Origin of the sequence: Aeromicrobium piscarium (assembly GCF_007421815.1) — a bacterium.
Taxonomy (GTDB): Bacteria; Actinomycetota; Actinomycetes; order Propionibacteriales; family Nocardioidaceae; genus Aeromicrobium; species Aeromicrobium piscarium.
The window spans coordinates 259,491-282,226 of the sequence record NZ_VLNT01000004.1; the positions used below are offsets into that span (position 1 = coordinate 259,491).

The following is a 22,736-nucleotide window of genomic DNA, read 5'->3' on the forward strand; positions in this document are numbered from 1 at the left end:
TCCGTCCCGTGCGCAGCGGTAGCTGGTCAACCCCATCCAGCCTCGATGACGTTGACCAGCTACCCCTACCCGCGACGAGAGGTTGATGGCCTACCGCCCTCTGGCGCGTATCGACGTGGTGGCCGCTAGATCGGATCTAGCGGGCTCCTCGCGCCTTCTGGGTGAAACCAACGAGAGGAGTGAGCCGTGTCCGATGCGGCCATCGAAGTCCGCGGACTCGTCAAGAGATTCGGCGACACCGCCGCGGTCGACGGAATCGACCTGACCGTGCCCGCCGGGACGGTCTACGGCGTCCTCGGCCCCAACGGAGCCGGCAAGACGACCACCGTGAAGATGCTGGCGACCTTGCTGCGTCCCGACGACGGGGAGGCCCGCGTCTTCGGCCACGATGTCGTCCGCGAGGCCGATACCGTGCGCGGTCTCGTCGCGATGACCGGTCAGTACGCCTCGGTCGACGAGGACCTCACCGGCCACGAGAACCTCGTCCTGCTCGGCCGGCTGCTGGGCTACTCGAAGAAGGCGGCCGCTGCGCGATCCGATCTCTTCCTCGAGACGCTCGGCCTGACCGCCGCCGCACGGCGTCAGGTCAAGAACTACTCCGGCGGCATGCGCCGGCGACTCGATATCGCCGCGAGCCTGCTGTCGGTGCCCCAGCTGCTGTTCCTGGACGAGCCCACCACCGGGCTCGACCCGCGCAGCCGCAACCAGGTGTGGGAGATCATCCGCGCCATCGTGGGCCAGGGCACCACAGTGCTGCTCACCACGCAGTACCTCGACGAGGCCGACCAGCTCGCCTCCCGCATCGCCGTGATCGACGAGGGCAAGGTCATCGCCGAGGGCACCAAGGGCGAGCTCAAGGCCTCGATCGGGCTCGGCAGCGTCCACGTCCGGCTGCGCGATGCCGAACGACGCGAGCAGGCCGCGGCCATCCTCGCGGAGACCCTCGCGGCGGACATCCAGCGCGACGCCGACCCGGTGGCGCTCACCGCACGCGTCCGCGAGAGCGGTGACGGCGGGACGAGCCCGGTCAACGAGATGGCGGCCCATCAGACGGGCGTGGCCCTCGGCGAGCTCGCCCGCGCGGGCATCGTCGTCGATGCCTTCTCGATGGGCCAGCCGAGCCTCGACGAGGTCTTCCTCGCCCTCACCGACCGACCCGCGACAGCAGAGGAGGATGCGGCATGACTGCTCAGGACACCGCTCCCACCACCACCGAGCTGAAGACGCCGACCTCGGCCGACCTGGCTCGGGTGTTCACCACCGAGCGTCCGCCGCGTCCGTCCGCCTGGGCCGCGTCAACCACCTTCGGCTGGCGCGCCCTGCTGAAGATCAAGCACGTGCCCGAGCAGTTGTTCGACGTGACGCTGTTCCCGATCATGATGACGCTGATGTTCACCTATCTGTTCGGTGGCGCGCTGGCGGGATCGCCGACGGACTACCTGCAGTTCTTCCTGCCGGGCATCCTCGTCGTCAGCATCGTGATGATCACGATGTACACCGGGCTGTCGGTCAACACCGATATCGAGAAGGGCGTCTTCGATCGCTTCCGCACGCTGCCGATCTGGCGGCCGGCGCCGATGGTCGGCTACCTGCTGGGCGACGGCTTCCGCTACCTGATCGCGTCGGTCGTGATCGTGACGATGGGGCTCATCCTGGGCTACCGGCCCGATGGCGGCGTCACGGGCGTCCTCGCGGGCGTGGCGGTGCTGCTGCTGTTCTGCTTCGCGCTGTCGTGGATCTGGACGATGTTCGGGCTGATGCTCCGCTCGGAGAAGTCGGTGATGGGCGTCAGCATGATGCTGATCATGCCGTTGTCCTTCCTGTCCAGCGCCTATGTCGATCCGTCGACGATGCCGAACTGGCTCGAGGCCTTCGTGAACGTCAACCCGATCACCTTCGCGGTCGACAGCGTCCGCGCGTTGATGAGCGGGGACTGGCCGGGCACGGACCTGCTCTGGCTCGCGATCCTCAGCGCCGGCCTGATCGCGGTCTTCGGCGCGGCGACCATGCGCCTCTACAACCGCAAGTAGGCGTCACGGCGTACTCGGGGGACTGATGATGATGCGTTGTGGCGGCCATAGCAGCCACGACGCATCATCATCGGTGCGGTCCCGCTCGAAAATCGATGCATTCGGGTCGCCCCGGCAGCCGTAAAGCATCATCATCGGTCCCCCGACGGCGGCGGGTCGTTCAGCGCAGGTCATCGAGTCTGCGCTGGATGAACCGCCGCTGCGGCGTGCCGTCGACGAGCTCGCGAGCACGCTCCCACGATGCCCGCGCAGCCTCGATATCGCCCACCTCGGTGTGCAGCAGCGCCAGCGCGGCGTGGAACGGATGGTGGCGTTCGAGCTCGGGTACGCTCTCCAGCTCGCGCAGGAGCGCCAGACCGGCTGCGGGAGTATCGCGTCGAGCGATGGCGATGGCGCGGTTCATCCGGACGACGGGATCGTCCCCTCGGGCGAGCAGCAGGTCGTAGAGCACGACGATCTGGCGCCAGTCGGTGCGGCCGAAGGAGACCGCCTCAGCATGCACGGCGGCGATGGCCGCCTGGATCGTGAAGCGACCGGCGGTCGGACGCCGCGCGGCCCGTTCGACCAGGGTCGTCCCCTCAGCAATCATGGCGCGATCCCAGCGGCCACGCTCCTGATCCTCCAAGGCGACGGGCACCCCGTCCGCATCGATACGTGCGGGCTCGCGCGCCTGGGTCAGCAGCAGAAGTCCGAGGAGGGCCTCGGCCTCCGCCTGCTCGGGAAGGGCCCCGACCACGATGCGCGCCAGACGAAGCGCCTCGCCCGTCAGTTCCGCGCGCACGACCCGCTCACCGGCGGGAGTGTCGTAGCCCGTGGTGTAGATCAACGAGATGGCACTCAGCACGAGGTCCAGGCGCTCGGCCAGGGCATCGGACTCCCGGGGCACGGCGACCGGGATGCGGTTGGCCGCGATGCGCTTCTTGGCGCGGGTGATCCGCGCCTGCAGCGTGGGGACGCTCTGCAGCAGGCAGGCGGCGACCTCGGCAGTCGTCAGACCAGCCGCGAAGCGCAACATCATGGCGATCTGATCGGCCGGACCGATCGCGGGATGGCAACAGGCCATCATCATGGCGAGTTGTTCGTCGTAAACGTCTTCGAGACCGGCGATCGCCTCGTTCTCCGCCGGCGGCGCGCTGGCCGGGTGCTCGAGGGCGTACCCCGCGAGCTTGCCGGTGTAGACGGCATCGCGGCGCACCCGGTCCAGCGCCGTCCGGCGCGCCGTGGTCAGCAGCCAGGCGCTCGGCGAGCGGGGGACGCCCTCGTCCGGCCAGCGGACGAGGGCGGTCTCCATCGCCGCCTGCGCGGCCTCCTCCGCAAGCTCGATATCGCCGAACTGGCGCACGAGGACGGCGACCAGCCGAGCCCACTCGTCGCGGTGCAGCCGCGCGAGGAGCTCGTCGGGCCGGCCGGTCATCCCCGCTCAGAACTCCAGCATGGGACGGACCTCGACCCGCCCGCCCACGGCACCCGGGCATCGTGCGGCCCAGCGCAGTGCCTCGTCGAGATCGTCGACCTCGATCACGATCGTGCCGCCGACGAACTCACGGCTCTCCGCATACGGGCCGGCGGTGATGACGGGAGCGGCATCCGACGAGGCCTTGGTCACGGTGGTGCCCAACTCGGGATCGGTGAGACCGAACCCGCCGCGCAGGATGCCTGCCTCCTCCAGCTCCCGGTCGAAGTCGATGAAGTCCTGATCGCTCGGAGCCTCGGGACCCTCGCCACAGCGAGCGTCGTCCAGATTCCCCATCAGCAGCATGACGTACTTCATGTCGGTGTTCCTTCCGTTGTCATCCGCCGGATGCGGACTCTCACCTGGTAGACGAACGAGCGGCGGAAGAATCGACAACCCGGCTCCGACGGATCGATTCTCTCATCGCAAGACCCAGCTGATCGGCTCCTGCGGTCGATACGCGCAGGCGCTGCCGGTGCTCACCGAGGCACGCAGATGGGCCGCGAGCTCAGGGTGCACGTCGTCCAGCCGGCGCAGCGTGTCGCGGATACGCGCGCCGACGGTCTTGCGAGCGCGCTCGGCCTGATCGCCGAGGCGGCGTGAGCGACCGCCGAGCCCGGTGGCCGCACGGAGCTCGTCGATGAGCGCGGCTCGCTCGGCCAGCAGAGTGTCGCGGCGCTCCGTGTCGTCGCGCTGCCCCGCGGCGTCGAGGAGCCCGTCCAGCTGATCGAGCCTGATGCGGTACTGCTCGCGAGCGGTGTCGTCGAGGACCGGGTCACCCCCGAATCGCGAGGCCGCCGATGCCTCGAGCTCGGCTCCTGGTGTCAGTAGGTCCACGCTGGCGATATCGGCGCCCGGGGAAGAGACCAGAGCGTGGAGGTCTCCCAGCCCCTTGGCATCGGGCACGGACACCGACCTCCCACCGATCCCGACGCGCCAGGTGGGCCCGTCACGACGGAACTCGCCGGTCATCACCTCCGCGGTGGGGTGGGCCACGGCGACCGTCGAGGCGATGTCATCGAGCAGGCTCTCGATTCGGGCCCTCATCGCGGGAGCCTCGATGTTGCCGAGGGCATCGCGGAGCCGCTCCCTGACGACGGGGACGCGTGGGTCGTCGGGGTCGAGCATCGACATCAGCTCGAGCCTCGCCGCCGTCGCCCAGTAGGGCGTGGAGAGGTGCTCGGCCTGGCCGATCGCCCGTTCGGCCAGCTCGATGGCACGCTCGCGCTCCCCGTCGGCCGCCTCCACCATCGCCAGGTAGAGGTCGACCGGCCCGCCCAGGTCCATGCCATAGAGGTCGACCGACCAACTTCCGCTCAGGTCGGCGAGACGGGCACGGGCACGTTCGATGAGCTCCGGGTCGCCGGTGCCGGCCGCCACCTGGGCCGTCACCCGGTCGTGGACCACCTGCGGGAGGGAGTCGCTCTCGGCATCGACGCGGCGCAGATGCGCGGCGGCCTCGGTGAAGCGCCGCTCCGCGACACACTGAGTCGCCAGCAGGAGCTCGTTGTCGAGCTCACCCCCGAGCAACGGCTCGAGCATGGCCCGAGCCGATCGCTCATCACCGCGCAGCAGGTGCAGGTTCCACTTCAGATAGCGGGTGATCCACCAGAAGAGGTCCTCGGACGGCAGCAGGGTCTCTGCCGTGGCGAAGCGTTCCCAGGCCTCGTCGAAGCGACCCCGGAAGCCCGAGATGAGGGCGCCGTCGACATGTTCGCTCGCCGCGAGCCGCGGGGTGCGGTAACGCGCGGCGAGCGTGGCGAAGACCCGGTACTGCTCCAGATAGCCGGGGTCGTTCAGCTCCAGCATCGTCACCCACTGCATCGAGGCGGCGAACTGCTCGGTGTCGCGGTCACCGGTGCGGCGGGCGACCATCTCCAGCTCGTGCATCACCCGGTGCCGCTCGGCCGCCGTGCCGGGTCTCCAGAGTGAGGCGTGGTGCACGGTCAACATGGCCGCGAGCACCTCGTGATCGGACCCGGCTCGTGCTGCCGCGGCCAGGTGATCGACGACGGCAGCCGCGAGTTCCGCGTCGTCGTCCGGGGTGTCGGGGAGCAGAGCCGTCGCACTGTGCCTCAGCAACGCCTGGACCCGCGCGGAGTCGACATCGGGATAACGCTGCAGGCCGAGCGCGAGGCGCGCCCCCGCGGTGGGCGACAGCTCCGCGGCGGTGTCGAGCAGCTCGACCATGAGATCGGTGGCCGCGTCGTCAGGTTCACGGCGCAGTGCTGCCGCGAAGTGCAGCTCGGTGGCGAGGTCGAGCCGGATGAGCGCCCTGCGGTCGGGGTCGGCTGTCAGGTCGGCGGCACGGCGATAGCAGTCCGCGGCGGCCGGGAGGTCCAGTCGTGCGTTGGCATCGCGACCGGCCGCGACGAGCAGGTCGACGGTCTGCTCGGCCGGGATCAGGGCACCCGCGGCGACGGCATGCTCCGCGGCCTGCCCCGGCAGGACGAGATCGGGGTGTTCGTCCAGTGCCACGACGACGGCACGGTGCAGCTCCGCTGCCGCATCGGCATCGAGATCGGTGAGCACGGTCTCGCGGACGAGATCGTGCACGAAGGCGTACCGGCCCTCGCCGTCGACGCGGAGCAGTCGCGCCGAGAGCGCCGCGGCGCCACCGGCCGAGGCACGCCCGAAGGGCATCCCCGCCACCTCCGCGAGTACCCGCAGGGAGGCGGGGTTCTCCACGATCGCGGCGGCCCGCAGGAGCGCGATGGTGCTCTCCGGCAACGGGGCGAGACGCCGGCGGACGGCCTCGATGACCCCGGGGGCGAGGGCGTGCTCGCCGTAGCCGCCGGCCCAGAGGCGGGTGGTCTGCTCGACGAAGAACGGATTGCCGCCGGTGCGCCGGTGCAGGTCGGCGATGAACGAGGCCGGTGGTCGCTGACCGGACACCCGATGGGCCAACGCCTCGACGGCCTCGAGATCGAGACCAGTGACCGCGATCGTGCCGGCCTGTGGCGAGATCGCGGTCAACGCTCGATGAGCCGGGCTGCCGCCGTCGTCGATCTCGGTGTCGCGATAGGTGCCGACGAGCAGCAGCCGCTCGAACCACGTGTGTCGGGCGAGGTGGCCCAGCAGATCGACCGTCGCCGGGTCGGCCCAGTGCAGATCCTCGACGACGATGACGAGCGGGTGCACGTGGGCGACCGCGGCCAGCATCGAGGCGATCGAGTCGAAGAGACCGAACTCAGGATCCGCCCCGGGTTCGACGAGGGTGGTGAGGTCCGTGGGATCGAGGCCGGCATCGGCGATGAAGGTGCCGAACTCGGAGGTGCCGAGGGCGCGATGGAGGGCACGCACCACCTGCGTCCACGGCCACAGGGCCGGGGCCGCCGGTGAGCTGGAGCAGGTGCCCACGACCGGGATCGCCCCGATGGCGCGGGCGTGCTCGACCGCGGAGCCGACGAGCGTGGTCTTGCCGATGCCGGCCTCGCCACTGATCAGGACCAGGCCGCCGTGGCTGGACACGGTGCGCTCGACGTCCTCCCGCAGCCGGGAGGTCGAATCATCGCGACCGAGAATGGCACTGAACATCGCCAGTGATTGTCGCACGTCGCACCGACACGACCCCGCGACGAGCGCGCGGACCGGTTCAGGCGCGGCCGGTGACCCAGCGGCGGACGGAGGTCGAGCTCACCGTGACGATGACGAGCACCGACAGGCTGGTGGTGGCGAGGACCAACAGACCGGGATGCGCGTCCCCGGAGAGCAGGACGAGCTGTGAGACCGCGTCGACGGTGGCGACCGCCATGAGGAGGGTGCGGGCCCAGCGTCGGCGGCCGAGGGTGAACCCCCACAGAGCGACCACGGCCGACGCGCCGACGGCCATGCCGGCGACCTCGGTGATGGTGTCGGCGAGTCCGCCGTGCAGAGCGAGGGTGATCGCGCCGATGAGCGTCAACAACGCCTTGACGAGCCCGAAGGCGCCGCAGATCAGCAGGGCGGGCGGTGGTAGCCGTCGCTCCCAGGGGGCGCGCCGGGGTGCGCCGGGGGACGGCGCGGTGTGCTGTCCACTGAGTCCGTCTACGTCCACGATGGCGAGGGAGCCGTCGGTGCGGACGATGTCGCCACCACCGTCGCGCGACGTGAAGGCGGTCGAGAAGTCCTCGATCACGCGCAGTCGCGTCTCCGGCACCGCATAGCGGACGGTGCCGACGACGTAGTCGCGCTCGATGTCCACGTCGCCGTCGACCTTGTGGGTGACCTGGAGGGTGAACGCCGAGAGACCGACGGCGCGGTCGTAGGTGGCGGCGGCGAGCCAGTCGACGCGGAAGCCGCCGGGCAGCACCCAACCCTCGGGGACCGGCCAGAATCGCACGTGATGCCGCTGCGAGGCGTTGCCGTCGACCTCCTGTTCGTAGGCGAAGGCCTGCTGGCGGCCGAACAGGAGCAGCGGTGAGACGGGCGCGGCCGGATAGGACCGGCGCAGCACGGCCGACACCACGATGCCCCACGAGGACCGGAGCGTCACGTCGTCCGCGCGCGTCCAGCCGGCGCGGGTCATCGCCTCGTGCACGTCCTCGGCGGAGCCGTCCGCGGCCAGGTTGACCACGTCGCCGAGCAGGCCGACATCGGTCACCGCGCGTCCGATGAAGTAGTCGGGCACGTAGATCCGGGCGAGCAGCTGCTGCAGCCGCGGGAGACCCACATAGGCGAGCAGCAGCCAGAAGACGATCCCGCTCACGATCCCGAGGAGGGACAGGCCGGACTCGCCGGAGAGCACCTCCCAGCCGAGCCAGACGACGAGGAGTGCCGCGACGACGAAGAAGCCTCCGTCGACGGCGTCCTCCACCGTCCAGTCGCGGCTCGTCTTCCGCGGCGGGCGGGGATAGCTCGGCGGCTGCGACGGAGGCGGGGTGGTGACCGGCCGGCCGCGACGCCAGGCGCCGTGCTCAATCACGGTGCGCTCCTCGGGGCCTGGCCTCCCCCGATCGGGGTTGCGTAGTGGTCACGAGGTCAGCGTAGGCCTCCCCACGCCCTAGGCTGGAGATCGATCGGAGGGAGACCCACGATGAGCGAACGGCCGGCCGCCCCGACGGCCGTCGACGGCATGCTGCGATCTCCACGCATCGAGCCGACCGGCTGCACCGTCGCGCAGGCCCTGGAGATCCTCACCGACGACCACGTGCACGCGCTGCTGATCACCGACGGCGACCGACTCGTCTCCGTGATCGAGCGGGAGGATCTGGAGGCAGCCGGGCGCGAGGACTTGGCGAGTGTCCACGGCCTGCTCGCCGAGCGGACCGTTCCCCCGGCGACCGAGCTCGAACCGCTGCGGCGGCGGATGGTGGCCGAGGGGCGCCGGCGACTGGCCGTCGTGGACGGGGACCGGCTGCTCGGGCTCTTGTGCCTCAAGTCCTCGGGTACCGGGTTCTGCACCGACGAGGGCGTGGCGGCGCGAGCACGGGAACGTGCCCAGGGGGCGGCGGACGCCGACCCCGAGGTCAGCTGACGAACTCGAGGCGGACTGTGCGCGTTCCGACGGTGAAGCTGTCGCCGGCACGCAGGCCGTCGACGGCGGCGGCGACCGGCGCGTCGGGTGCGATGCCCTCATAGGTGATGCCGTCGACCTCGAAGGCATCGGAGACCACGCCGAGCACGTAGCGATCGCCGTCGAAGCCGATGACCGCTCCGGGACGGGCAACATCGGTCTCGGAGAAGTCGATAGCCTCGATCGCGTCGAGGATCTCCTGCTGACGGCTCGCGGATCGTTCGAAGAGCGGCTTCAGGTCGCCGGCATCATCGGCCTGGGACTGGTCATCGGCGCGGACGACATCCTCGGGGTCGAGCTCGCTGGCGGCCTGTTCGGCCTCGACGCTCGCCTGCGCCGCGGCGAGCTCCTCGCGGACGCGCTCGGTCAGCGCGTCGACGACGCGCCGCTTGGTGTCGGCATCGGGCGTCTGGGACTCGGCCATAGGACCCTCCTCGATCTCCCGTGCGACCCTACCGAGACGGAGCCGGGCCCGCAGGGTTCCGGGGAACGACGAAGGCCTCCGACGGATGCCGGAGACCTCGTGAGGGATGTGGAGCGCGCCTGTAGGGATTCGAACCCCAAACCTTCTGATCCGTAGTCAGATGCTCTATCCGTTGAGCTACAGGCGCTTGCCGATAACGGCCTCGCCTACTCTACCCGGTCCTTCGCGGGTCTCCCAATTCGGGCCTGCCCCTCGACCCCTCTCGCTCTCATCAGCGGGTCGTCATGGTCGTTCCGGAGGATGCCGGACCAGGCCTCCGCCACCTGGAGGACCGGACCCGTATGACCCGCAATAGTCACTGGAATTTCAAACATTCGTCCCGTTAAACATTGTTACTCAAAGCCTCGTACAGTGGACCCATGACCAAGCCAGAACGTCGGCTCCCCACGCGGCGAGACGCGGTCGCGAACCGCGAGCGTCTGCTAGTGGGTGCCGAAGATTACTTCGCCGAACTCGGCATCGACGCGCCTCTTCACGGACTCGCCGACAGGGTCGGTGTGGGCATCGGCACCGTGTACCGCAACTTCCCTTCTCACCCCGATCTCGTGCGCGCATTGTACGACCGCATCGTGGAGCGATTCGATGTCGTCGCCGAGGAATGCGCTCAGCAGTCCTCGGGCTGGGACGCGATCGAGACACTCATCCGGCGGAGCGTGCAGTTGCTGGTCGCGCAGCCGGCCACCGCGTCGATCATGCGGCGTCAGCACCACAACGACCCCGAGTACCAGCCGGGACGTAAATGGAGCGAGCCGATCGTCGAGTACGTGCAACGGGCCAAGGACGAGGGGCGTCTCCGTGGGGACGTCACCGCGACCGATATCGCGACGATCCCGTTCACGATGTCGAGCATCCAGACCCTTCCGATGGGCGAGGAGTCGTCAGTGCCGCACCGGCTCATCACGTTGATGCTCGACGGCCTGCGCGCCCACCCGCACGAGGCGACGCCGATCGATGAGGACCCGCTGTCCCGACGGGACCACTACTCACTCGTCCACGGCGCGCGGAACTGACCCGCCCCCGATTCCGGGCGGGCCGTGATCGGCCGCTATCCTGAACAGGTTGCATCGAATCGGCCGATCCGGTGCGCCAGGAGATGTCGCATAGTGGCCTAGTGCGCCCGCCTGCTAAGCGGGTTGAGGGTTAAACCTCTCGCGGGTTCAAATCCCGCCATCTCCGCACCCCAAGCGAGGAGCCAGCCGAGCTGGCTCCTCGCTTTTCTCATGCTGGTGTCCACCCCACCCGATAGCGTGCGGAGCTCGCTCCGCCCCAAAGCCGACCACCCAGCCCGCACCCTCGCCCAAGCGCTCCGCACCCAACCCGCCCCGCGGGCGGTGTGTCAGCGTCCATCCCCGCCCGTGAGCGGTGCATAGGCGTCCTTCTGAGCGAACGAAAGGACGCTGATACACCGATCGCCTCGCCAGAAGGACGCCTACTCATCGCCCAGGCGGTGTGTGTCGGTGAGGGTCAGTCGAAGGTGAAGCGGGTGTATCCGTGGGCGGTGTTCAGGCGATCGTAGACATCGCGCAGCAGCCGGGCGCGGTCGCGGGTGTCGATCGTCTCGAGTGGGAAGACCTGCTCATCATTCGTGACGGTGGTGAAGCGGAGGTGGCGGGACGAGGCCTTCACGTCGCGCACGTCCTTCCAGCGTCCCTCGAAGGCGTGGCGCTGCGCCCGGACACGTCCGCGATACCCGGCCCCGTCGAGCATGAGGACCACCGGGGGACGCAGCGCGAGCCGCGCGGCGAGCACGAGGGCGAGCACCGCCACCACTGCACCGGTCGCGGCGACGATGGCACCCCACGGATCGAACTGGACCGTCCAGAAGGCCACCAGGACCGCGACACCGGCCACCAGGACATAGGCTCCGATGCTGAGCATCGCGTGGGCGCGGTCGAGGCGATAGAGCGAGCGGGGCGCGGGCGCGGAGGGTTCAGGCTGCTGAGTCACAGGATCGATGGGCCCAATCGGGAGTCGGGACGGATGGCGGGCGACACCAGTGTCGCACGCAGTCAGGAGGCGAGATCGGCCTCGGCCGGTACGGCGAACCAGATCGTGCGGTGGGTCCAGTCACCGGGTCCCACACGATCGCCGGAGCAGACGATGAGGGCGATCTGCGGGTATCCCGCGTCCTCGTAGTAACGGGGGAAGCCATCGGCCGCGAGGACCTCGACGCGCTCGCTCACCTCGTAGCAGAGGCGCTGTCCGTCGTCGCCGCGCAGCTCGATCGGATCGCCGATCTCGAGCTCGTCGAGGAACCGATTGCCCAGGGCGCCGTCGTCGGGGAAGGTGTGCGCGTTGAGCAGCACATTGCCGGACGGATCCCCCGGGGAGACGCCCGGCGGCTCGTCCCAGGCGATCGCCGAGGCCCCCTCGCCGTCCAGGGGCAGCACTCCGGGCACATCGTTGCCGTCGCGTGGCATCGCCACGACGGGCGCGTCGATGCCGTCGACGACGGCCGAGGACGGGGTGAAGGGCTCGTCCGTGGTGCAGGGGTCCTCGGCGGGCTCGGTGGGGGTGGGCGAGGGGCTCGGAGCCGCGGTGGGCTCATCCTCTCCTCGGCCGACCAACCACCCGACCGCCACGAGGACGATCAGGAGGACGACCACCGCGGCCAGGGTCGCTACGCGTCGTCTCGTCACGATCGTCCCCTTTCAGCAGGCGGCACGGTGCCCGTCGTGGAGCAGAGGGGGCGGGATTCGAACCCGCGGCTGACATCTCTGCCAGCGACCGCTTTCAAGGCGGTTCCGATCGGCCACTCCGGCACCCCTCCTGGCTCATCTCGCGAGATGAGGCCATCTCGATTCTCGCACCCGGCACCAGCGCCGCGCTCCATGGGCCGTCGTGACCACCGCGACGGCACGGAACTCCCGAGCGACTGCCACCGGCGGGATCGGCTGGTTGACACGTCACCGCGATCCGCTCGGGCACGATGTCGGTGCATGGTGCACCTGACACACCCTCGTGGCGGTTGACCAATCACCGCCCCGAGCCGACAGAGGGGGTCACTTCAGCGGGCTGAACCGTCCGGGCTCGACCCGGGACGGAGGCGCCACCGCACGGGCGGCTCGCGCCGAGCGCGGCGAGAGGATGATGCGCCGCAGCAGCAGCCCGATCGGGATGCCCAAAGCGGCCGAGTAGAGCGTCGAGAAGGCGAAGTACGACGGGTAGGCACCCGGGTCGATGAGCGAGGTCGTGATGACCGCGGTGCCGAGCACCGCGAAGACGCACACCCACCATCCCTCGCGGTAGCGCGATCGCAAGGACGTGCCCACGATGATGGCGGGGAAGCCGATCAGGACCTCGAAGGGCCGGGGGACCCCGCCGATGTTCTGGCGCATCCAGATGATGGAGTCATCGAGCGCCTCCTTCAGCCCCGGACTGCCGTAGAGGCGCACGATGCCGCCGTAGACGAACAGCAGCACCGCGACGACGGCGACGCCCACGAGGATCCACAGATGCTGCCGGCTCAAGCCGTGCAGACCGGCGCCGAGACTCCACATGGTCGCCACGCCCAGTGCGACCGCCGAGGCGAGCACGAGACCGCTGTACACCGGCACGTTCGCCGGGGCGTTCCAGGCGGCGACACCGACCGTTCCGCTCACAGCCAGCAGGAGCGAGATGCCGTACTCGCGCAGGGAGGCGCCCACCGTCGGGGCCGGCAGCGTCAGCATGACCGCCACCAGCGCGGAGAGCACGGCGGTCAGTCCGGCGGCTGCCACCAGCAGCAGTCCCCGCTCGGTGACGATCGCTCCCGCGGCCACCAGGACCGCGAGCGGCACCCACAACCGCATGTGGCCACCGACCCGGTGCGTGAGCATCATCGAGAACGCGACCAGCAGGAGGGCGGCGCTCGACCGCCACACCCATTCGGGGATGGAGACGGGCGTCGCCACGACGCTGCTCAGCGACCCGACGAAGCCCAGGAGCCAGCCGACGACCGTGAGCCACTCGAAGGTGCGCGCCGTGCGCGGCGAGGCGAAGCGCGGTCCGCGGGTGGGCCGCTCGTAGACCGGGGCGACCGACGCGTCGAGACGGCGACGGCGGCCGGGCTGCGTGGTGCTCACGTCGAGCGCATCCTCCGGTTGGCGAGCGAGGGGTTGACCTCGCGGGAACGGGCGACGACCCGGGGTTCCAGATCGGCGCGGATCACGGCGGTGTCGGTACCGCGAACCTCGTCAACGATAGAGCCCCAGGGATCGACGACCAAGGAATGACCGGTGTAGCGATCGCCTCCCTGTGCCGCCGCGACGACGTACACGGTGTTCTCGAGCGCGCGAGCGGCCAGCAGCGTGCGCCAGTGATCGACCTTGCGCTCGCCCGCGACCCAGGCTGCCGGGACCACCAGGACGTCGGGGACGGGGTCGGTGTCCATCAGCGCCCGGGCGAGCTCGGGGAAGCGCAGGTCGTAGCAGGTCATCAGCCCGACCCGGGTTCCGGCGATGTCGATCGCGACGGGCTCGATCGCCCCGGCACGCAGCCGATCGGACTCGCGATAACCGAAGGAGTCGTAGAGGTGGATCTTGCGATAGGTCGACCGTAGGCCGTCCGGGCCGACGACCACGAGCGTGTTGTACGGCAGTCCGTCGGTGCGCTCGAACATCCCGGCCACGATCGTGGTGTCGAGACGTGCCGCGTGCTCGGTCAGCGAGGACACGAAGGGACCGTCCAGGGACTCGGCGACGGCGGCGAGATCATGGTCGGCGCTGCCGAAATCGTGCATGACGGCCTCGGGCAGCACCACCAGGTCGGTCGACCCGGGCTCGATCCCCGCGAGGGCGGAGGCGATGAGCTCACGATTGCGCGCCGCGTCGATATCGGCGGCGAGCTGGACCACGGCGATACGCATGCGCACCAGTGTCGCATCGCTACGGTGGTCCCATGCGTGCTGTCGTCGTGAACGAGCCCGGTGGACCCGATGCCCTCGAAGTGGTCGATGCTCCGATCCCTGAGCCCGGACCGGGCGAGGTGTTGATCCGCGTCTCCGCCGCCGGCGTGAATCGTGCGGATGTCATGCAACGACGGGGGCTCTACGATCCGCCGCCGGGCTCGACCCGGATCCTGGGGCTCGAATGCTCGGGAGAGATCACCGCCGTCGGCGAGGGCGTCGACGACGGTCAGGTGGGACGGCAGGTCGCCGCGCTCCTGACCGGCGGTGGGTACGCCGAGTACGTCAGCGTCCCGCTCGGCCAGGTCGCCCCGATCCCGGCGGGGATCGATCTGGTGACCGCCGCGGGCCTGATGGAGACCTACTCGACCGTCTGGTCGAATGTGTTCGTGATCGGCCGCCTGCATCCGGGCGAGACCTTCCTGGTGCACGGCGGGTCGAGCGGGATCGGCACCACGGCCATCCAGCTCGCCAAGGCCTTCGGCGCCACCGTCGTCACCACCGTCGGCACGGCCGAGAAGGCTCAGCTGTGCCGCGATCTCGGGGCCGATCACGTCATCAACTACCGCGACGAGGACTTCGTCGATGCGATGCGGGCCGCGGATCTGAAGGCCGATGTCATCCTCGACATCATCGGCGCCAAGTACCTCGGCCAGAATGTCGCGGCCCTCAACACCGCGGGCCGCCTCGTGGTCATCGGCTTGCAGGGCGGCGTCAAGGGCGAGCTCAATCTCGGCGCTCTCCTCGCCAAAAGGGCCGCCGTCACCGCCACCTCGCTCAGAGCGCGTCCGGTCGAGGAGAAGACCACGATCGTGCAGCAGATGACCGAGCAGGCCTGGCCGCTCCTCGAGGACGGCACGGTCAAGCCGATCGTGCACGCCACGATGGATCTCAGCCAGGTCGCGGAGGCGCACCGGATCATGGAGGAGTCCAGCCACTCGGGCAAGATCCTGCTCACCCTCGTCTGACGTCGCTGCTTCGCCTACCAGATACGTTCATGCCGTCGTGTCATCTAGACTGGTGGTATGAGCGACGATCACGTGATCGATCCTTCAGGGCACCCGGTCGCCGCGCCCTCGGGCGATACCGCCGAAACCGGCACTCCGCTCTCGGACCTCGTCGAGCAGCCCGCCAAGGTCATGCGCATCGGCGGCATGATCCGTCAGCTCCTCGATGAGGTGAAGTCCGCGCCGCTGGACGATGCCAGCCGCTCCCGGCTACGCGAGATCTACGAGCAGTCGATCACCGAGCTCAAGGACGGACTCGCCCCCGAGTTGGTCGCCGAACTCGAGCGTCTCAGCCTCCCCTTCGACGCGGTCTCGCCCACCGAGGCCGAGCTGCGGATCGCTCAGGCGCAGCTCGTCGGCTGGCTGGAGGGACTCTTCCACGGCATCCAGGCCGCCCTCTACGCCCAACAGGTGCAGGCCCAGACGCAGTTCGCGAACATGCGCCTCGCGCTACCACCCGGCGCGCAGGCCCCCGATTCCTCCGCGGCCGATCCTGCCGGCGGGCGCGGTGACCCGGGCACCGGCGGAATGTACCTCTAGGAGCGATGCCACCGTGCTGATCACGTCCTCACGCTCGCTTCCTCCGTGCGCGATGCGACCGGAGGTCTACCAGGACGAGCAACTGCTCTGCCCTCCCGCCCGGCACGAGTCCTCGGCCGAACAGTGGCGGGACTTCCAGGCCAAGCGGGACGCGGCGCACCGTCGCTGCGCCGGCTGTGAGGTACTGCCCGAATGCCTGTACCAGGCGGTCGTCGAGGTCGACGTCTCCGGTTTCGTGGCGTGCACGAGCGAGCGGGAACGTCAGCGGATGCGCCGTGTGCTCGGGATCGACGGTCCTCTCCACGATCCCACCCAGGACGCCCCTCGCTCGGGCGGCGGTCCGGTCGACCACGATCTGGTGATGGCGACCCGCCGAGCACATCCTGATGACACGAGCCGGCAGCTCGCGGAGCGCCTCGGATGCTCGCTGTCCACGGTCAAGCGCCACCTGCGGCGCGCCCGGGAGACCGAGTCACCGACACCCCCGAGTCCGGTCCCGCCGCCCACGATCGCCCAGGTGCTCGACGTCTTCGACGATCTGGAGAAGACCGCCTAGTAGTGCAGCATGGCTGCTGTTGACCCCCACGAAGGATGTGCCCGGGGACCTCAGAGGTAGCGGGAGAGCTCCTCGGCGAGACCGTCCTCGTCGATGCCGCCGGTGACGGCGTCGGCCACGCGCGTGACCTCCTCGGGCGCCTGACCCATCGCCACGCCCCGTCCTGCCCACTGCAGCATCTCGATGTCGTTGCGGCCGTCGCCGACCGCGAGCACGTCCGCGGGCGAGATGCCCCGCGCCTGGCACACGTAGTCGAGCCCGGAGGCCTTCGAGACGCCGACCGGCGCCAGGTCCAGCCAGGAGCTGTAGCCGATGAAGTAGTTGGTGTCGTCGAGGCCGAGGTCGGCGACGAGGGCGTGGAACTCCTCCGAGTCGTGCTCGGGCGAACGGATGATGACGCGGCTGACCGGCTCGCGCACGAGGTCATCGACCTCCTCGACGACGATGGTGCCGTTGATCTCGCCGGCGGGGAAGGGCTGGGAGACGCGATATCCCACACCGACGTCCTCGACCGCGACGATCGCATCGGGCATCGTCTTGAGCACCCGGGCGACCGCTTCACGCGCATCGAAGGTCACCAGGTGACGCACCCGGAAGGGGTCGACATCGAAGACCACCGAGCCATTGCTGGAGACCGCGATGCCGTCGTCGATCGCGAGCTTGTGCAGCACGTCATACACACCGGGGGCGGACCGTCCGGTGGCAATGACGATCTCGGAGCCGCGCTCGCGCATCGCGTGGATCGCCGTGCCGACCGCGGTCGTCATCAGGTTCTCACCGTCGACGATCGTGCCGTCGACGTCCAGCGCCACGAGCTTCGGGAACCAGCTCATCGGCGAGGCTCCAGGACCTCGCCGAGGAAGGGGTGCAGGGCCGCGGGCAGACGCACCGAGCCGTCCGCCTGCTGGCCGTTCTCCAGCAGCGCCACGATCGTGCGCGTCATGGCGCAGAGCGTGCCGTTGAGGGTCGCCGCGGGGACGGTGCCGTCCTCACCGCGGAGCCGGATGTCGAGCCGCCGGGACTGGAACTGGGTGCAGTTGGAGGCCGAGGAGACCTCACGGTAGGTGCCCTGCGTGGGGATCCACGCCTCGCAGTCGAACTTGCGGTAGGCGGACATGCCGAGATCGCCGGTGGCCACATCGATCACCCGATAGGGCAGCTCGAGCGCGTCGAGCCACGCCTTCTCCCAGCCGAGGATGCGCTCGTGCTCGGCGTAGGACTCCTCCTCGGAGGTGTAGACGAACATCTCGACCTTGTCGAACCAGTGGACCCGGAAGATGCCGCGGGTGTCCTTACCGTACGACCCGGCCTCGCGACGGAAGCACGGGCTGAAGGCGGCATAGCGCAGCGGCATCGCGGCGGGGTCGAGGATCTCGTCGCTGTGGTAGGCCGCCATCGGCACCTCGGACGTGCCGACGAGGTACAGATCGTCCTTCTCGATGCGATAGACATCGTCGGCGGCCTGGCCGAGGAATCCCGTGCCGGCCATCGCCTCGGGCTTGACGAGCGCGGGCGGGATGACCGGGGTGAAGCCCCACTCGGCCGCCTTGCTCATCGCGAGCTGAGTGAGAGCGAGCTCCAGCTGTGCGCCGACCCCGGTCAGGAAGTAGAAGCGCGAGCCGCTGACCTTGGCTCCGCGCTCCATGTCGATGGCGCCGAGCAGCTCGCCGAGCTCGAGGTGGTCCCGCGGCTCGAAACCCTCAGCGGCGAAGTCACGCGGCGTGCCGTGGGTCTCCAGCACGACGAAATCGTCCTCACCGCCCTCGGGGGACTCCGGCGCGGTGAAGTTCGGAACGCGCTGCATCAGGGCGTGGAAGTGGCGGCCGGCCTCGTCCCGGTCCGCATCGGTCTGCTTGACCTGGGCGCTGAGCTCCTTGGTGCGCGTCAGCAGGGCCTGCTTCTCCTCGCCCTGGGCCTTGGCGACCTGCTTACCGAGCGTCTTCTGCTCGCTGCGCAGGTGCTCGAAGGCCGCGATGGACGATCGGCGGTGTTCGTCGGCGGCGATGAGCTCGTCGACGAGGTCCACGGACTCGCCTCGGCGGCGCAGAGCATCACGCAGGGCATCGGGCTGGTCACGGAGAACGCGCGGGTCGATCACGCTGCCAGCCTATCGACCGGCCCGCGCCGACGGGACTGTCCGGTGCCGGTCGATTACGCTGTTCGAGCACCGCATCACCCGAGAGGAGCCCCGTGGCGATCGACGTCCGACGCGCTGACCCCGACCGGCAGTGGCAGATACCGGCGTTGGTAGCCGTCCTGACGCTGCTGTTCGCCGTTCCGGCGATCGGACTGTCGTGGGGGTGGTCCGCCCAGCTCGACCTCGATCGGAGCATCGCCGACGCCGCCTACGATGTCAGCCGGCAACGAGAGTGGCTCATCGATCTCCTCGAGATCATCGCTGTCGTCGCCAGCAACTGGGGCACCGGTATCGGACTCACCGTCCTGGCGGGTTGGATGCTGTGGCGCAAGGAACGCGGGATCGCAGGCTGGGTGATCGCCAGCGGCATCGTCGTCATCGGCGGCAATGCGCTGATCAAGCTCATCTTCACCCGCGATCGCCCCTTCTGGGATCACCCGCTCCATGAGATCGGTGGCTACTCCTTCCCCAGCGGTCACAGTGCCGGTGCGGGCGTCTTCTTCACCGTTCTGGGACTGTTGACGGTCGTCGCGACCGGGCGTGGATGGAAGCGCCGGGTCCTGCTGACACTGTGGACCCTGCTCACCCTCGCGGTCGCCGCCAGCCGCGTCCTCCTCGGGGTGCACTTCTTCAGCGATGTGGTCGCCGGGGTGGCCTTCGGATCGCTGGCCACGATGCTGCTGTGGATCCTGCTGGTCAGCGGCAATGGCCGCGCACCGTCCGAGACGGCCACCGCCACCGGCAGCGGCCGCTTCCAGTCCGCCGTGATCCTCAATCCGTCGAAGATCGCCGATGTGGCCGACTTCCGGGCGAAGGTGAGCCAGGTCGCCGCCTCCTACGGATGGAACGAGCCACGCTGGTTCGAGACGACCGTCGAGGATCCCGGTCACGGGCAGACGCGCGCGGCGATCGCCGGGGGCGTCGACCTCGTGGTGGCCGCCGGTGGCGACGGCACGGTGCGCGCGGTGTGCGAGGAGGCGGCTCGCACCGGTGTCGCGGTCGGCATCCTGCCCCACGGCACCGGGAATCTCCTGGCCCGCAATCTCGACATCCCGGTCAACACGCGGGACGCGCTCGATGTCGTCTATGCCGGACAGGACCGGGCGATCGACCTGGCGACCTTCCGCCGCGACGACGAGGACGACACCGCCTTCCTCGTGATGGCCGGTCTCGGCATGGACGCGATGATCATGTCGGGGGTCAACGACCAGCTGAAGAAGAAGGTCGGATTCCTCGCCTACTTCGTCTCCGGTACGCGGGCCATCACCTTCCCGCGCACCAAGGTCACCATCACCATCGACGACGAGGAGCCGGTGACCTTCAAGGCGCGTACCGTCGTAGTCGGCAATGTGGGACAGCTGCAGGGCGGGATCCCGTTGCTCCCGGACGCGGAGATCGACGACGGCCGGCTGGATGTCGTCGTGGTGGCGCCCAAGCGGTTCATCGGCTGGGTGGCCATCGTCGCGCGGGTGATGACTCGGCGGCTGACCAATGACAAACGCCTGACCCGGCTCAGCGGCGAGCGCGTGCACGTGAAGGCCGAGAAGCCGGTGCCGATGCAACTCGACGGCGACGGTGTCGGTGAGGGCAGCGAGATCACCGCCGAGGTGCATCAGGGAGTCGTGCTCATCCGCGTTCCGGTCGCGCTTCCCCCGGCCACCTGACGCCCCTCCCCTCGGGCGGTGGGTTAGCGTCCATCTGCTCGGACGAGATGGGCGCTCACGCACCGCCCCTCACCGGCGACTCGCCATCGTCAGGCGTGTTCGACCGCTCGCGGATTCGGGTGATCTCGGCGTTGAGGACCCCGCCGGCGAGCACGACGATGCTGCTGAGCCAGACCCACAGCACACCGGCGAGGACCGAGCCGAGCACCTGGGTCGCGATGTCGACCGCCACCGTGGAGTCGTCGAATTGCGGGGTCCGTGGTCCGGCCACCCGCAGATAGACCTGGAATCCCCAGGCCGCCACGATCAGACCGAGGGTGCCGAAGACCGCTCCCGGCCAGCACTGCCGCCAGGTGGTCGTCGTATTGGGACCGAACCGGTAGAGCGCCACCAGGAAGGCAATGCAGACCACCGCCGCGACCGGCCACCGCAGCACATTCCAGGTGTCGTCGAACAGGGCGCCGATCTCCGCGGCTTCGGCCACCTCGCGGCCGCTGCCGAAGAGCGGTCCGATGACGATGAGGGACACGAGCACCAGCACCGTCACGATCGCGGCGAAGGACAGTCCGACACCGAGGAGGACCTGCTGGAGGAAGGTGCGGCGCTCCCGCACCTGGTAGGCATCGTCGAGTGCGCGGATCGCCGCCCTGAACATCCGGCTCGCGAGCCAGACGGCGATGACGATGCTGCCGATCGCCAACCCGGCGCGTTCCTGACGGAGGGTGCCTTCGACGATCGGGATGACGACATCGGTGGCGACGTCCTCGTCGAACACGCCGCCGACCGTCTCGACGATCGCCTCCTCCAGACGATCGGCCTCGGCACGGCCGACCATCCTCTCGACGAATCCGAGCGCGGCACCGAGCGCGCTGGCCAACGGCAGGAGAGAGATGAGCACGTAGTAGGTCATCTCGGCGGCCAGGCCGGTGACCCGCACGTCACCGCAGCGCCGGACGGTCCGCACGGCGAGGTAGGGGAGGTTGACACCCCATAGCGAGATCGGGTGACGCCGGGTGAGTCCTTCGACGCGAGTGGCGAGCGCCGGGCTGTCGGCCGTCTGCCGCCATCGCAGCACCGCGGCGACGATGCCGCCGGCCACGAGGGCGACGGCGAGCCACGCCACGATCACGGCACTCCCCTCGTCGACAGCGTTCCGCTGAGCCTACGGGAGTCGGTCCGTCGACGCCGAGCAGATCAGGTCAGCTGGCGTGGGCGAGTTGTCGTCGTCGGTGGCGGGGGTGGCTGCCGGGGAGGAGGCGGTGGTGGCGGTCGGTGAACTCGTGTGTCGTGGGGTCGATGACGAGTGCTCCGGCGTGCACGGCTCGGTGCTCCATCGCGGCTACGCCCCTTGTGCGATGGCTCCAGTTGGGACAGAGGCCGATGAGGTTGGCGAGGTCGGTGGGTCCGCCGCGGGACCACCAGATGATGTGGTGGATATGCACCACGGGTGCCCGGCATCCCGGTGAGGCGCATTGGTGTCCTTGTCGGGCGAGGACCGCAGTCCGTTGCCTGGGTGTCGCCAGGCGGCTGGATCTGCCGACGTCCAGGGCGTGTCAGATGTTCTGTGTGAGTGATCGGTCCGTCTGAAAGGAAACATGATGGACCTTGTGACTGAACCACAGGAACCGAAGAGCGGTGCCGATGTCGCGGCCGAGATGGCTGCTTCGGGTGCTCTGGATGACATCTTCGCCCAGATCGATGCCGGTGAGCTCGATCTGACTGGTGCTGAGGGATTCATCCCTGGCCTGGTCAAGGCTGCTCTGGAACGTGGCCTGCAGGCTGAGCTGACAGGGCATCTGGGCTATGAGAGGGGCGCGCCGGAGGCGTCGCTGTTCGAGAACTCACGCAATGGCTCGATGTCGAAGACGGTCTCGACCAGTGTCGGGGACATCGAGTTGTCGACGCCACGTGATCGTGACGGTTCGTTCATCCCGAGGCTGGTGCCGAAGGGCTCACGTCGCCTCGGGGGCCTCGACGACATGATCGTCAGCCTCTATGCCGGCGGGATGACGATCGCCGATATTGAGCACCATCTGGCGACCACACTGGGCACCGAGTTGTCCAGGGAGACGATCAGCAAGATCACCGACGAGGTCCTTGAGGAGGTCCTGGCCTGGCAGAGGAGGCCGCTCGAAGCGCTCTACCCGGTGATCTACCTCGACGCGCTGGTGGTCAAGGTCCGCGACGGCGGTCACGTCATCAACAAGGCCGCTCACATCGCTGTCGGCGTCGACATGGACGGCATCAAGCACGTCCTCGGGATCTGGATCCAGACCCACGAGGGCGCGAAGTTCTGGGCTGGTGTCTGCGCCGATCTGGCCAACCGCGGCATCCGTGACGTGCTGATCGTGTGCTGCGACGGCCTGACCGGGCTTCCCGACGCGATCGAGGCGACATGGAAGTCCGCGACGGTCCAGACCTGCGTGGTCCACCTGATCCGCGCCTCGATGCGGTTCGTGAACTACAAGGACCGCAAAGCCATCGCG

At 69.2% G+C, this 22,736-nt stretch carries 22 protein-coding genes and 3 tRNA genes; 10 read left to right on the forward strand and 15 right to left on the reverse strand.

Annotated elements, in window-relative coordinates:
* Positions 1 to 186: 186 nt before the first annotated feature.
* Together FNM00_RS07760 and FNM00_RS07765 are read left to right on the forward strand one after the other, a co-directional pair.
* Positions 187 to 1,185, forward strand: coding sequence for an ATP-binding cassette domain-containing protein (locus FNM00_RS07760; RefSeq protein ID WP_143912860.1), 999 nt, complete (start codon positions 187 to 189; stop codon positions 1,183 to 1,185).
* Positions 1,182 to 2,030, forward strand: a complete 849-nt coding sequence (locus FNM00_RS07765; RefSeq protein WP_143912861.1) for an ABC transporter permease — start codon at positions 1,182 to 1,184, stop codon at positions 2,028 to 2,030. The genes FNM00_RS07760 and FNM00_RS07765 overlap by 4 nt, the downstream gene beginning before the upstream one ends.
* A 160-nt stretch (positions 2,031 to 2,190) precedes the next feature.
* Here the strand turns inward: FNM00_RS07765 and FNM00_RS07770 are convergent, their stop codons facing one another.
* The 4 genes from FNM00_RS07770 to FNM00_RS07785 form a co-directional block, all read right to left on the reverse strand.
* Positions 2,191 to 3,444 (reverse strand): RNA polymerase sigma factor, encoded by a 1,254-nt coding sequence (locus FNM00_RS07770; protein WP_143912862.1) that lies wholly within the window; start codon positions 3,442 to 3,444, stop codon positions 2,191 to 2,193.
* Between the two features lie 6 nt (positions 3,445 to 3,450).
* Positions 3,451 to 3,801, reverse strand: a complete 351-nt coding sequence (locus FNM00_RS07775) for a YciI family protein (RefSeq protein ID WP_143912863.1) — start codon at positions 3,799 to 3,801, stop codon at positions 3,451 to 3,453.
* Between the two features lie 102 nt (positions 3,802 to 3,903).
* A complete protein-coding gene (locus tag FNM00_RS07780; protein ID WP_143912864.1) occupies positions 3,904 to 7,020 on the reverse strand; it encodes an ATP-binding protein in 3,117 nt (1,038 codons plus the stop codon).
* Positions 7,021 to 7,078: 58 nt separating this feature from the next.
* A complete protein-coding gene (locus FNM00_RS07785) occupies positions 7,079 to 8,386 on the reverse strand; it encodes an LssY C-terminal domain-containing protein (RefSeq protein ID WP_143912865.1) in 1,308 nt (435 codons plus the stop codon).
* Positions 8,387 to 8,497: 111 nt separating this feature from the next.
* Between FNM00_RS07785 and FNM00_RS07790 the strand changes: the two genes are divergently transcribed.
* Complete coding sequence (locus tag FNM00_RS07790) at positions 8,498 to 8,938, forward strand: CBS domain-containing protein (RefSeq protein ID WP_143912866.1); 441 nt, start codon at positions 8,498 to 8,500, stop codon at positions 8,936 to 8,938.
* On the opposite strand, the gene FNM00_RS07795 is transcribed toward FNM00_RS07790, so the two are convergent.
* Complete coding sequence (locus FNM00_RS07795) at positions 8,931 to 9,401, reverse strand: hypothetical protein (RefSeq protein WP_143912867.1); 471 nt, start codon at positions 9,399 to 9,401, stop codon at positions 8,931 to 8,933. The two genes, FNM00_RS07790 and FNM00_RS07795, sit on opposite strands and share 8 nt — an antisense overlap.
* 114 nt (positions 9,402 to 9,515) lie before the next feature.
* A tRNA-Arg gene (locus FNM00_RS07800) sits at positions 9,516 to 9,588 on the reverse strand.
* Positions 9,589 to 9,820: 232 nt separating this feature from the next.
* Between FNM00_RS07800 and FNM00_RS07805 the strand changes: the two genes are divergently transcribed.
* Positions 9,821 to 10,471, forward strand: a complete 651-nt coding sequence (locus FNM00_RS07805) for a TetR/AcrR family transcriptional regulator (RefSeq protein WP_143912868.1) — start codon at positions 9,821 to 9,823, stop codon at positions 10,469 to 10,471.
* 79 nt (positions 10,472 to 10,550) lie between these two features.
* Positions 10,551 to 10,637 (forward strand) — tRNA-Ser (locus tag FNM00_RS07810).
* Positions 10,638 to 10,925: 288 nt separating this feature from the next.
* On the opposite strand, the gene FNM00_RS07815 is transcribed toward FNM00_RS07810, so the two are convergent.
* From FNM00_RS07815 to FNM00_RS07835, 5 genes are all read right to left on the reverse strand, one after another.
* Positions 10,926 to 11,408 carry a hypothetical protein gene (locus FNM00_RS07815; protein WP_143912869.1) on the reverse strand — a complete coding sequence of 161 codons (483 nt, stop codon included), beginning with the start codon at positions 11,406 to 11,408 and terminating at the stop codon, positions 10,926 to 10,928.
* A gap of 62 nt (positions 11,409 to 11,470) precedes the next feature.
* Positions 11,471 to 12,100, reverse strand: a complete 630-nt coding sequence (locus FNM00_RS07820) for a class F sortase (protein ID WP_143912870.1) — start codon at positions 12,098 to 12,100, stop codon at positions 11,471 to 11,473.
* Positions 12,101 to 12,142: 42 nt separating this feature from the next.
* Positions 12,143 to 12,231 (reverse strand) — tRNA-Ser (locus FNM00_RS07825).
* A 232-nt stretch (positions 12,232 to 12,463) separates the two neighbouring features.
* Entirely contained in the window at positions 12,464 to 13,525 is a 1,062-nt protein-coding gene (locus tag FNM00_RS07830; RefSeq protein ID WP_143912871.1) for a hypothetical protein, read from the reverse strand.
* Positions 13,522 to 14,307, reverse strand: coding sequence for a carbon-nitrogen hydrolase family protein (locus FNM00_RS07835; protein ID WP_143912872.1), 786 nt, complete (start codon positions 14,305 to 14,307; stop codon positions 13,522 to 13,524). The genes FNM00_RS07830 and FNM00_RS07835 overlap by 4 nt, the downstream gene beginning before the upstream one ends.
* Positions 14,308 to 14,339: 32 nt before the next feature.
* On the opposite strand from FNM00_RS07835, the gene FNM00_RS07840 reads away from it, so the two are divergent.
* The 3 genes from FNM00_RS07840 to FNM00_RS07850 are packed head-to-tail and all read left to right on the forward strand — an operon-like array spanning position 14,340 to position 16,449.
* On the forward strand, positions 14,340 to 15,314 hold the full coding sequence (locus FNM00_RS07840) for an NAD(P)H-quinone oxidoreductase (protein ID WP_143912873.1): 975 nt from the start codon (positions 14,340 to 14,342) through the stop codon (positions 15,312 to 15,314).
* 57 nt (positions 15,315 to 15,371) lie between these two features.
* Positions 15,372 to 15,893 (forward strand): bacterial proteasome activator family protein, encoded by a 522-nt coding sequence (locus tag FNM00_RS07845; protein ID WP_143912874.1) that lies wholly within the window; start codon positions 15,372 to 15,374, stop codon positions 15,891 to 15,893.
* 13 nt (positions 15,894 to 15,906) lie between these two features.
* On the forward strand, positions 15,907 to 16,449 hold the full coding sequence (locus FNM00_RS07850) for a sigma factor-like helix-turn-helix DNA-binding protein (RefSeq protein WP_143912875.1): 543 nt from the start codon (positions 15,907 to 15,909) through the stop codon (positions 16,447 to 16,449).
* 50 nt (positions 16,450 to 16,499) lie between these two features.
* Here the strand turns inward: FNM00_RS07850 and FNM00_RS07855 are convergent, their stop codons facing one another.
* Together FNM00_RS07855 and serS are read right to left on the reverse strand one after the other, a co-directional pair.
* A complete protein-coding gene (locus tag FNM00_RS07855; protein WP_143912876.1) occupies positions 16,500 to 17,282 on the reverse strand; it encodes an HAD family hydrolase in 783 nt (260 codons plus the stop codon).
* Positions 17,279 to 18,547 carry a serine--tRNA ligase gene (gene serS, locus FNM00_RS07860; RefSeq protein ID WP_143912877.1) on the reverse strand — a complete coding sequence of 423 codons (1,269 nt, stop codon included), beginning with the start codon at positions 18,545 to 18,547 and terminating at the stop codon, positions 17,279 to 17,281. The genes FNM00_RS07855 and serS overlap by 4 nt, the downstream gene beginning before the upstream one ends.
* Before the next feature lie 92 nt (positions 18,548 to 18,639).
* On the opposite strand from serS, the gene FNM00_RS07865 reads away from it, so the two are divergent.
* Positions 18,640 to 20,250 (forward strand): bifunctional phosphatase PAP2/diacylglycerol kinase family protein, encoded by a 1,611-nt coding sequence (locus tag FNM00_RS07865; protein ID WP_143912878.1) that lies wholly within the window; start codon positions 18,640 to 18,642, stop codon positions 20,248 to 20,250.
* 55 nt (positions 20,251 to 20,305) lie between these two features.
* Here the strand turns inward: FNM00_RS07865 and FNM00_RS07870 are convergent, their stop codons facing one another.
* Together FNM00_RS07870 and FNM00_RS19530 are read right to left on the reverse strand one after the other, a co-directional pair.
* Positions 20,306 to 21,379: a YihY/virulence factor BrkB family protein gene (locus FNM00_RS07870; protein ID WP_143912879.1), complete on the reverse strand. Its 1,074-nt coding sequence runs from the start codon at positions 21,377 to 21,379 to the stop codon at positions 20,306 to 20,308.
* Positions 21,380 to 21,449: 70 nt separating this feature from the next.
* The gene (locus tag FNM00_RS19530; protein WP_143912906.1) at positions 21,450 to 21,797 is read right to left on the reverse strand and encodes an HNH endonuclease; all 348 of its coding nucleotides are present in this window, start codon (positions 21,795 to 21,797) and stop codon (positions 21,450 to 21,452) included.
* Between the two features lie 51 nt (positions 21,798 to 21,848).
* On the opposite strand from FNM00_RS19530, the gene FNM00_RS07880 reads away from it, so the two are divergent.
* Positions 21,849 to 22,736: IS256 family transposase (locus FNM00_RS07880; RefSeq protein ID WP_143912880.1), on the forward strand; the 888-nt coding region annotated here is incomplete at its 3' end.

Excerpts from the sequence above, each read along its gene's own strand:
- FNM00_RS07765 (WP_143912861.1), top strand. The coding sequence starts at position 1,182 with ATGACTGCTCAGGACACCGCTCCCACCACCACCGAGCTGAAGACGCCG.
- FNM00_RS07770 (WP_143912862.1), bottom strand. The coding sequence starts at position 3,444 with ATGACCGGCCGGCCCGACGAGCTCCTCGCGCGGCTGCACCGCGACGAG.
- FNM00_RS07775 (WP_143912863.1), bottom strand. The coding sequence starts at position 3,801 with ATGAAGTACGTCATGCTGCTGATGGGGAATCTGGACGACGCTCGCTGT.
- FNM00_RS07780 (WP_143912864.1), bottom strand. The coding sequence starts at position 7,020 with ATGTTCAGTGCCATTCTCGGTCGCGATGATTCGACCTCCCGGCTGCGG.
- FNM00_RS07790 (WP_143912866.1), top strand. The coding sequence starts at position 8,498 with ATGAGCGAACGGCCGGCCGCCCCGACGGCCGTCGACGGCATGCTGCGA.
- FNM00_RS07795 (WP_143912867.1), bottom strand. The coding sequence starts at position 9,401 with ATGGCCGAGTCCCAGACGCCCGATGCCGACACCAAGCGGCGCGTCGTC.
- FNM00_RS07805 (WP_143912868.1), top strand. The coding sequence starts at position 9,821 with ATGACCAAGCCAGAACGTCGGCTCCCCACGCGGCGAGACGCGGTCGCG.
- FNM00_RS07835 (WP_143912872.1), bottom strand. The coding sequence starts at position 14,307 with ATGCGTATCGCCGTGGTCCAGCTCGCCGCCGATATCGACGCGGCGCGC.
- FNM00_RS07840 (WP_143912873.1), top strand. The coding sequence starts at position 14,340 with ATGCGTGCTGTCGTCGTGAACGAGCCCGGTGGACCCGATGCCCTCGAA.
- FNM00_RS07845 (WP_143912874.1), top strand. The coding sequence starts at position 15,372 with ATGAGCGACGATCACGTGATCGATCCTTCAGGGCACCCGGTCGCCGCG.
- FNM00_RS07855 (WP_143912876.1), bottom strand. The coding sequence starts at position 17,282 with ATGAGCTGGTTCCCGAAGCTCGTGGCGCTGGACGTCGACGGCACGATC.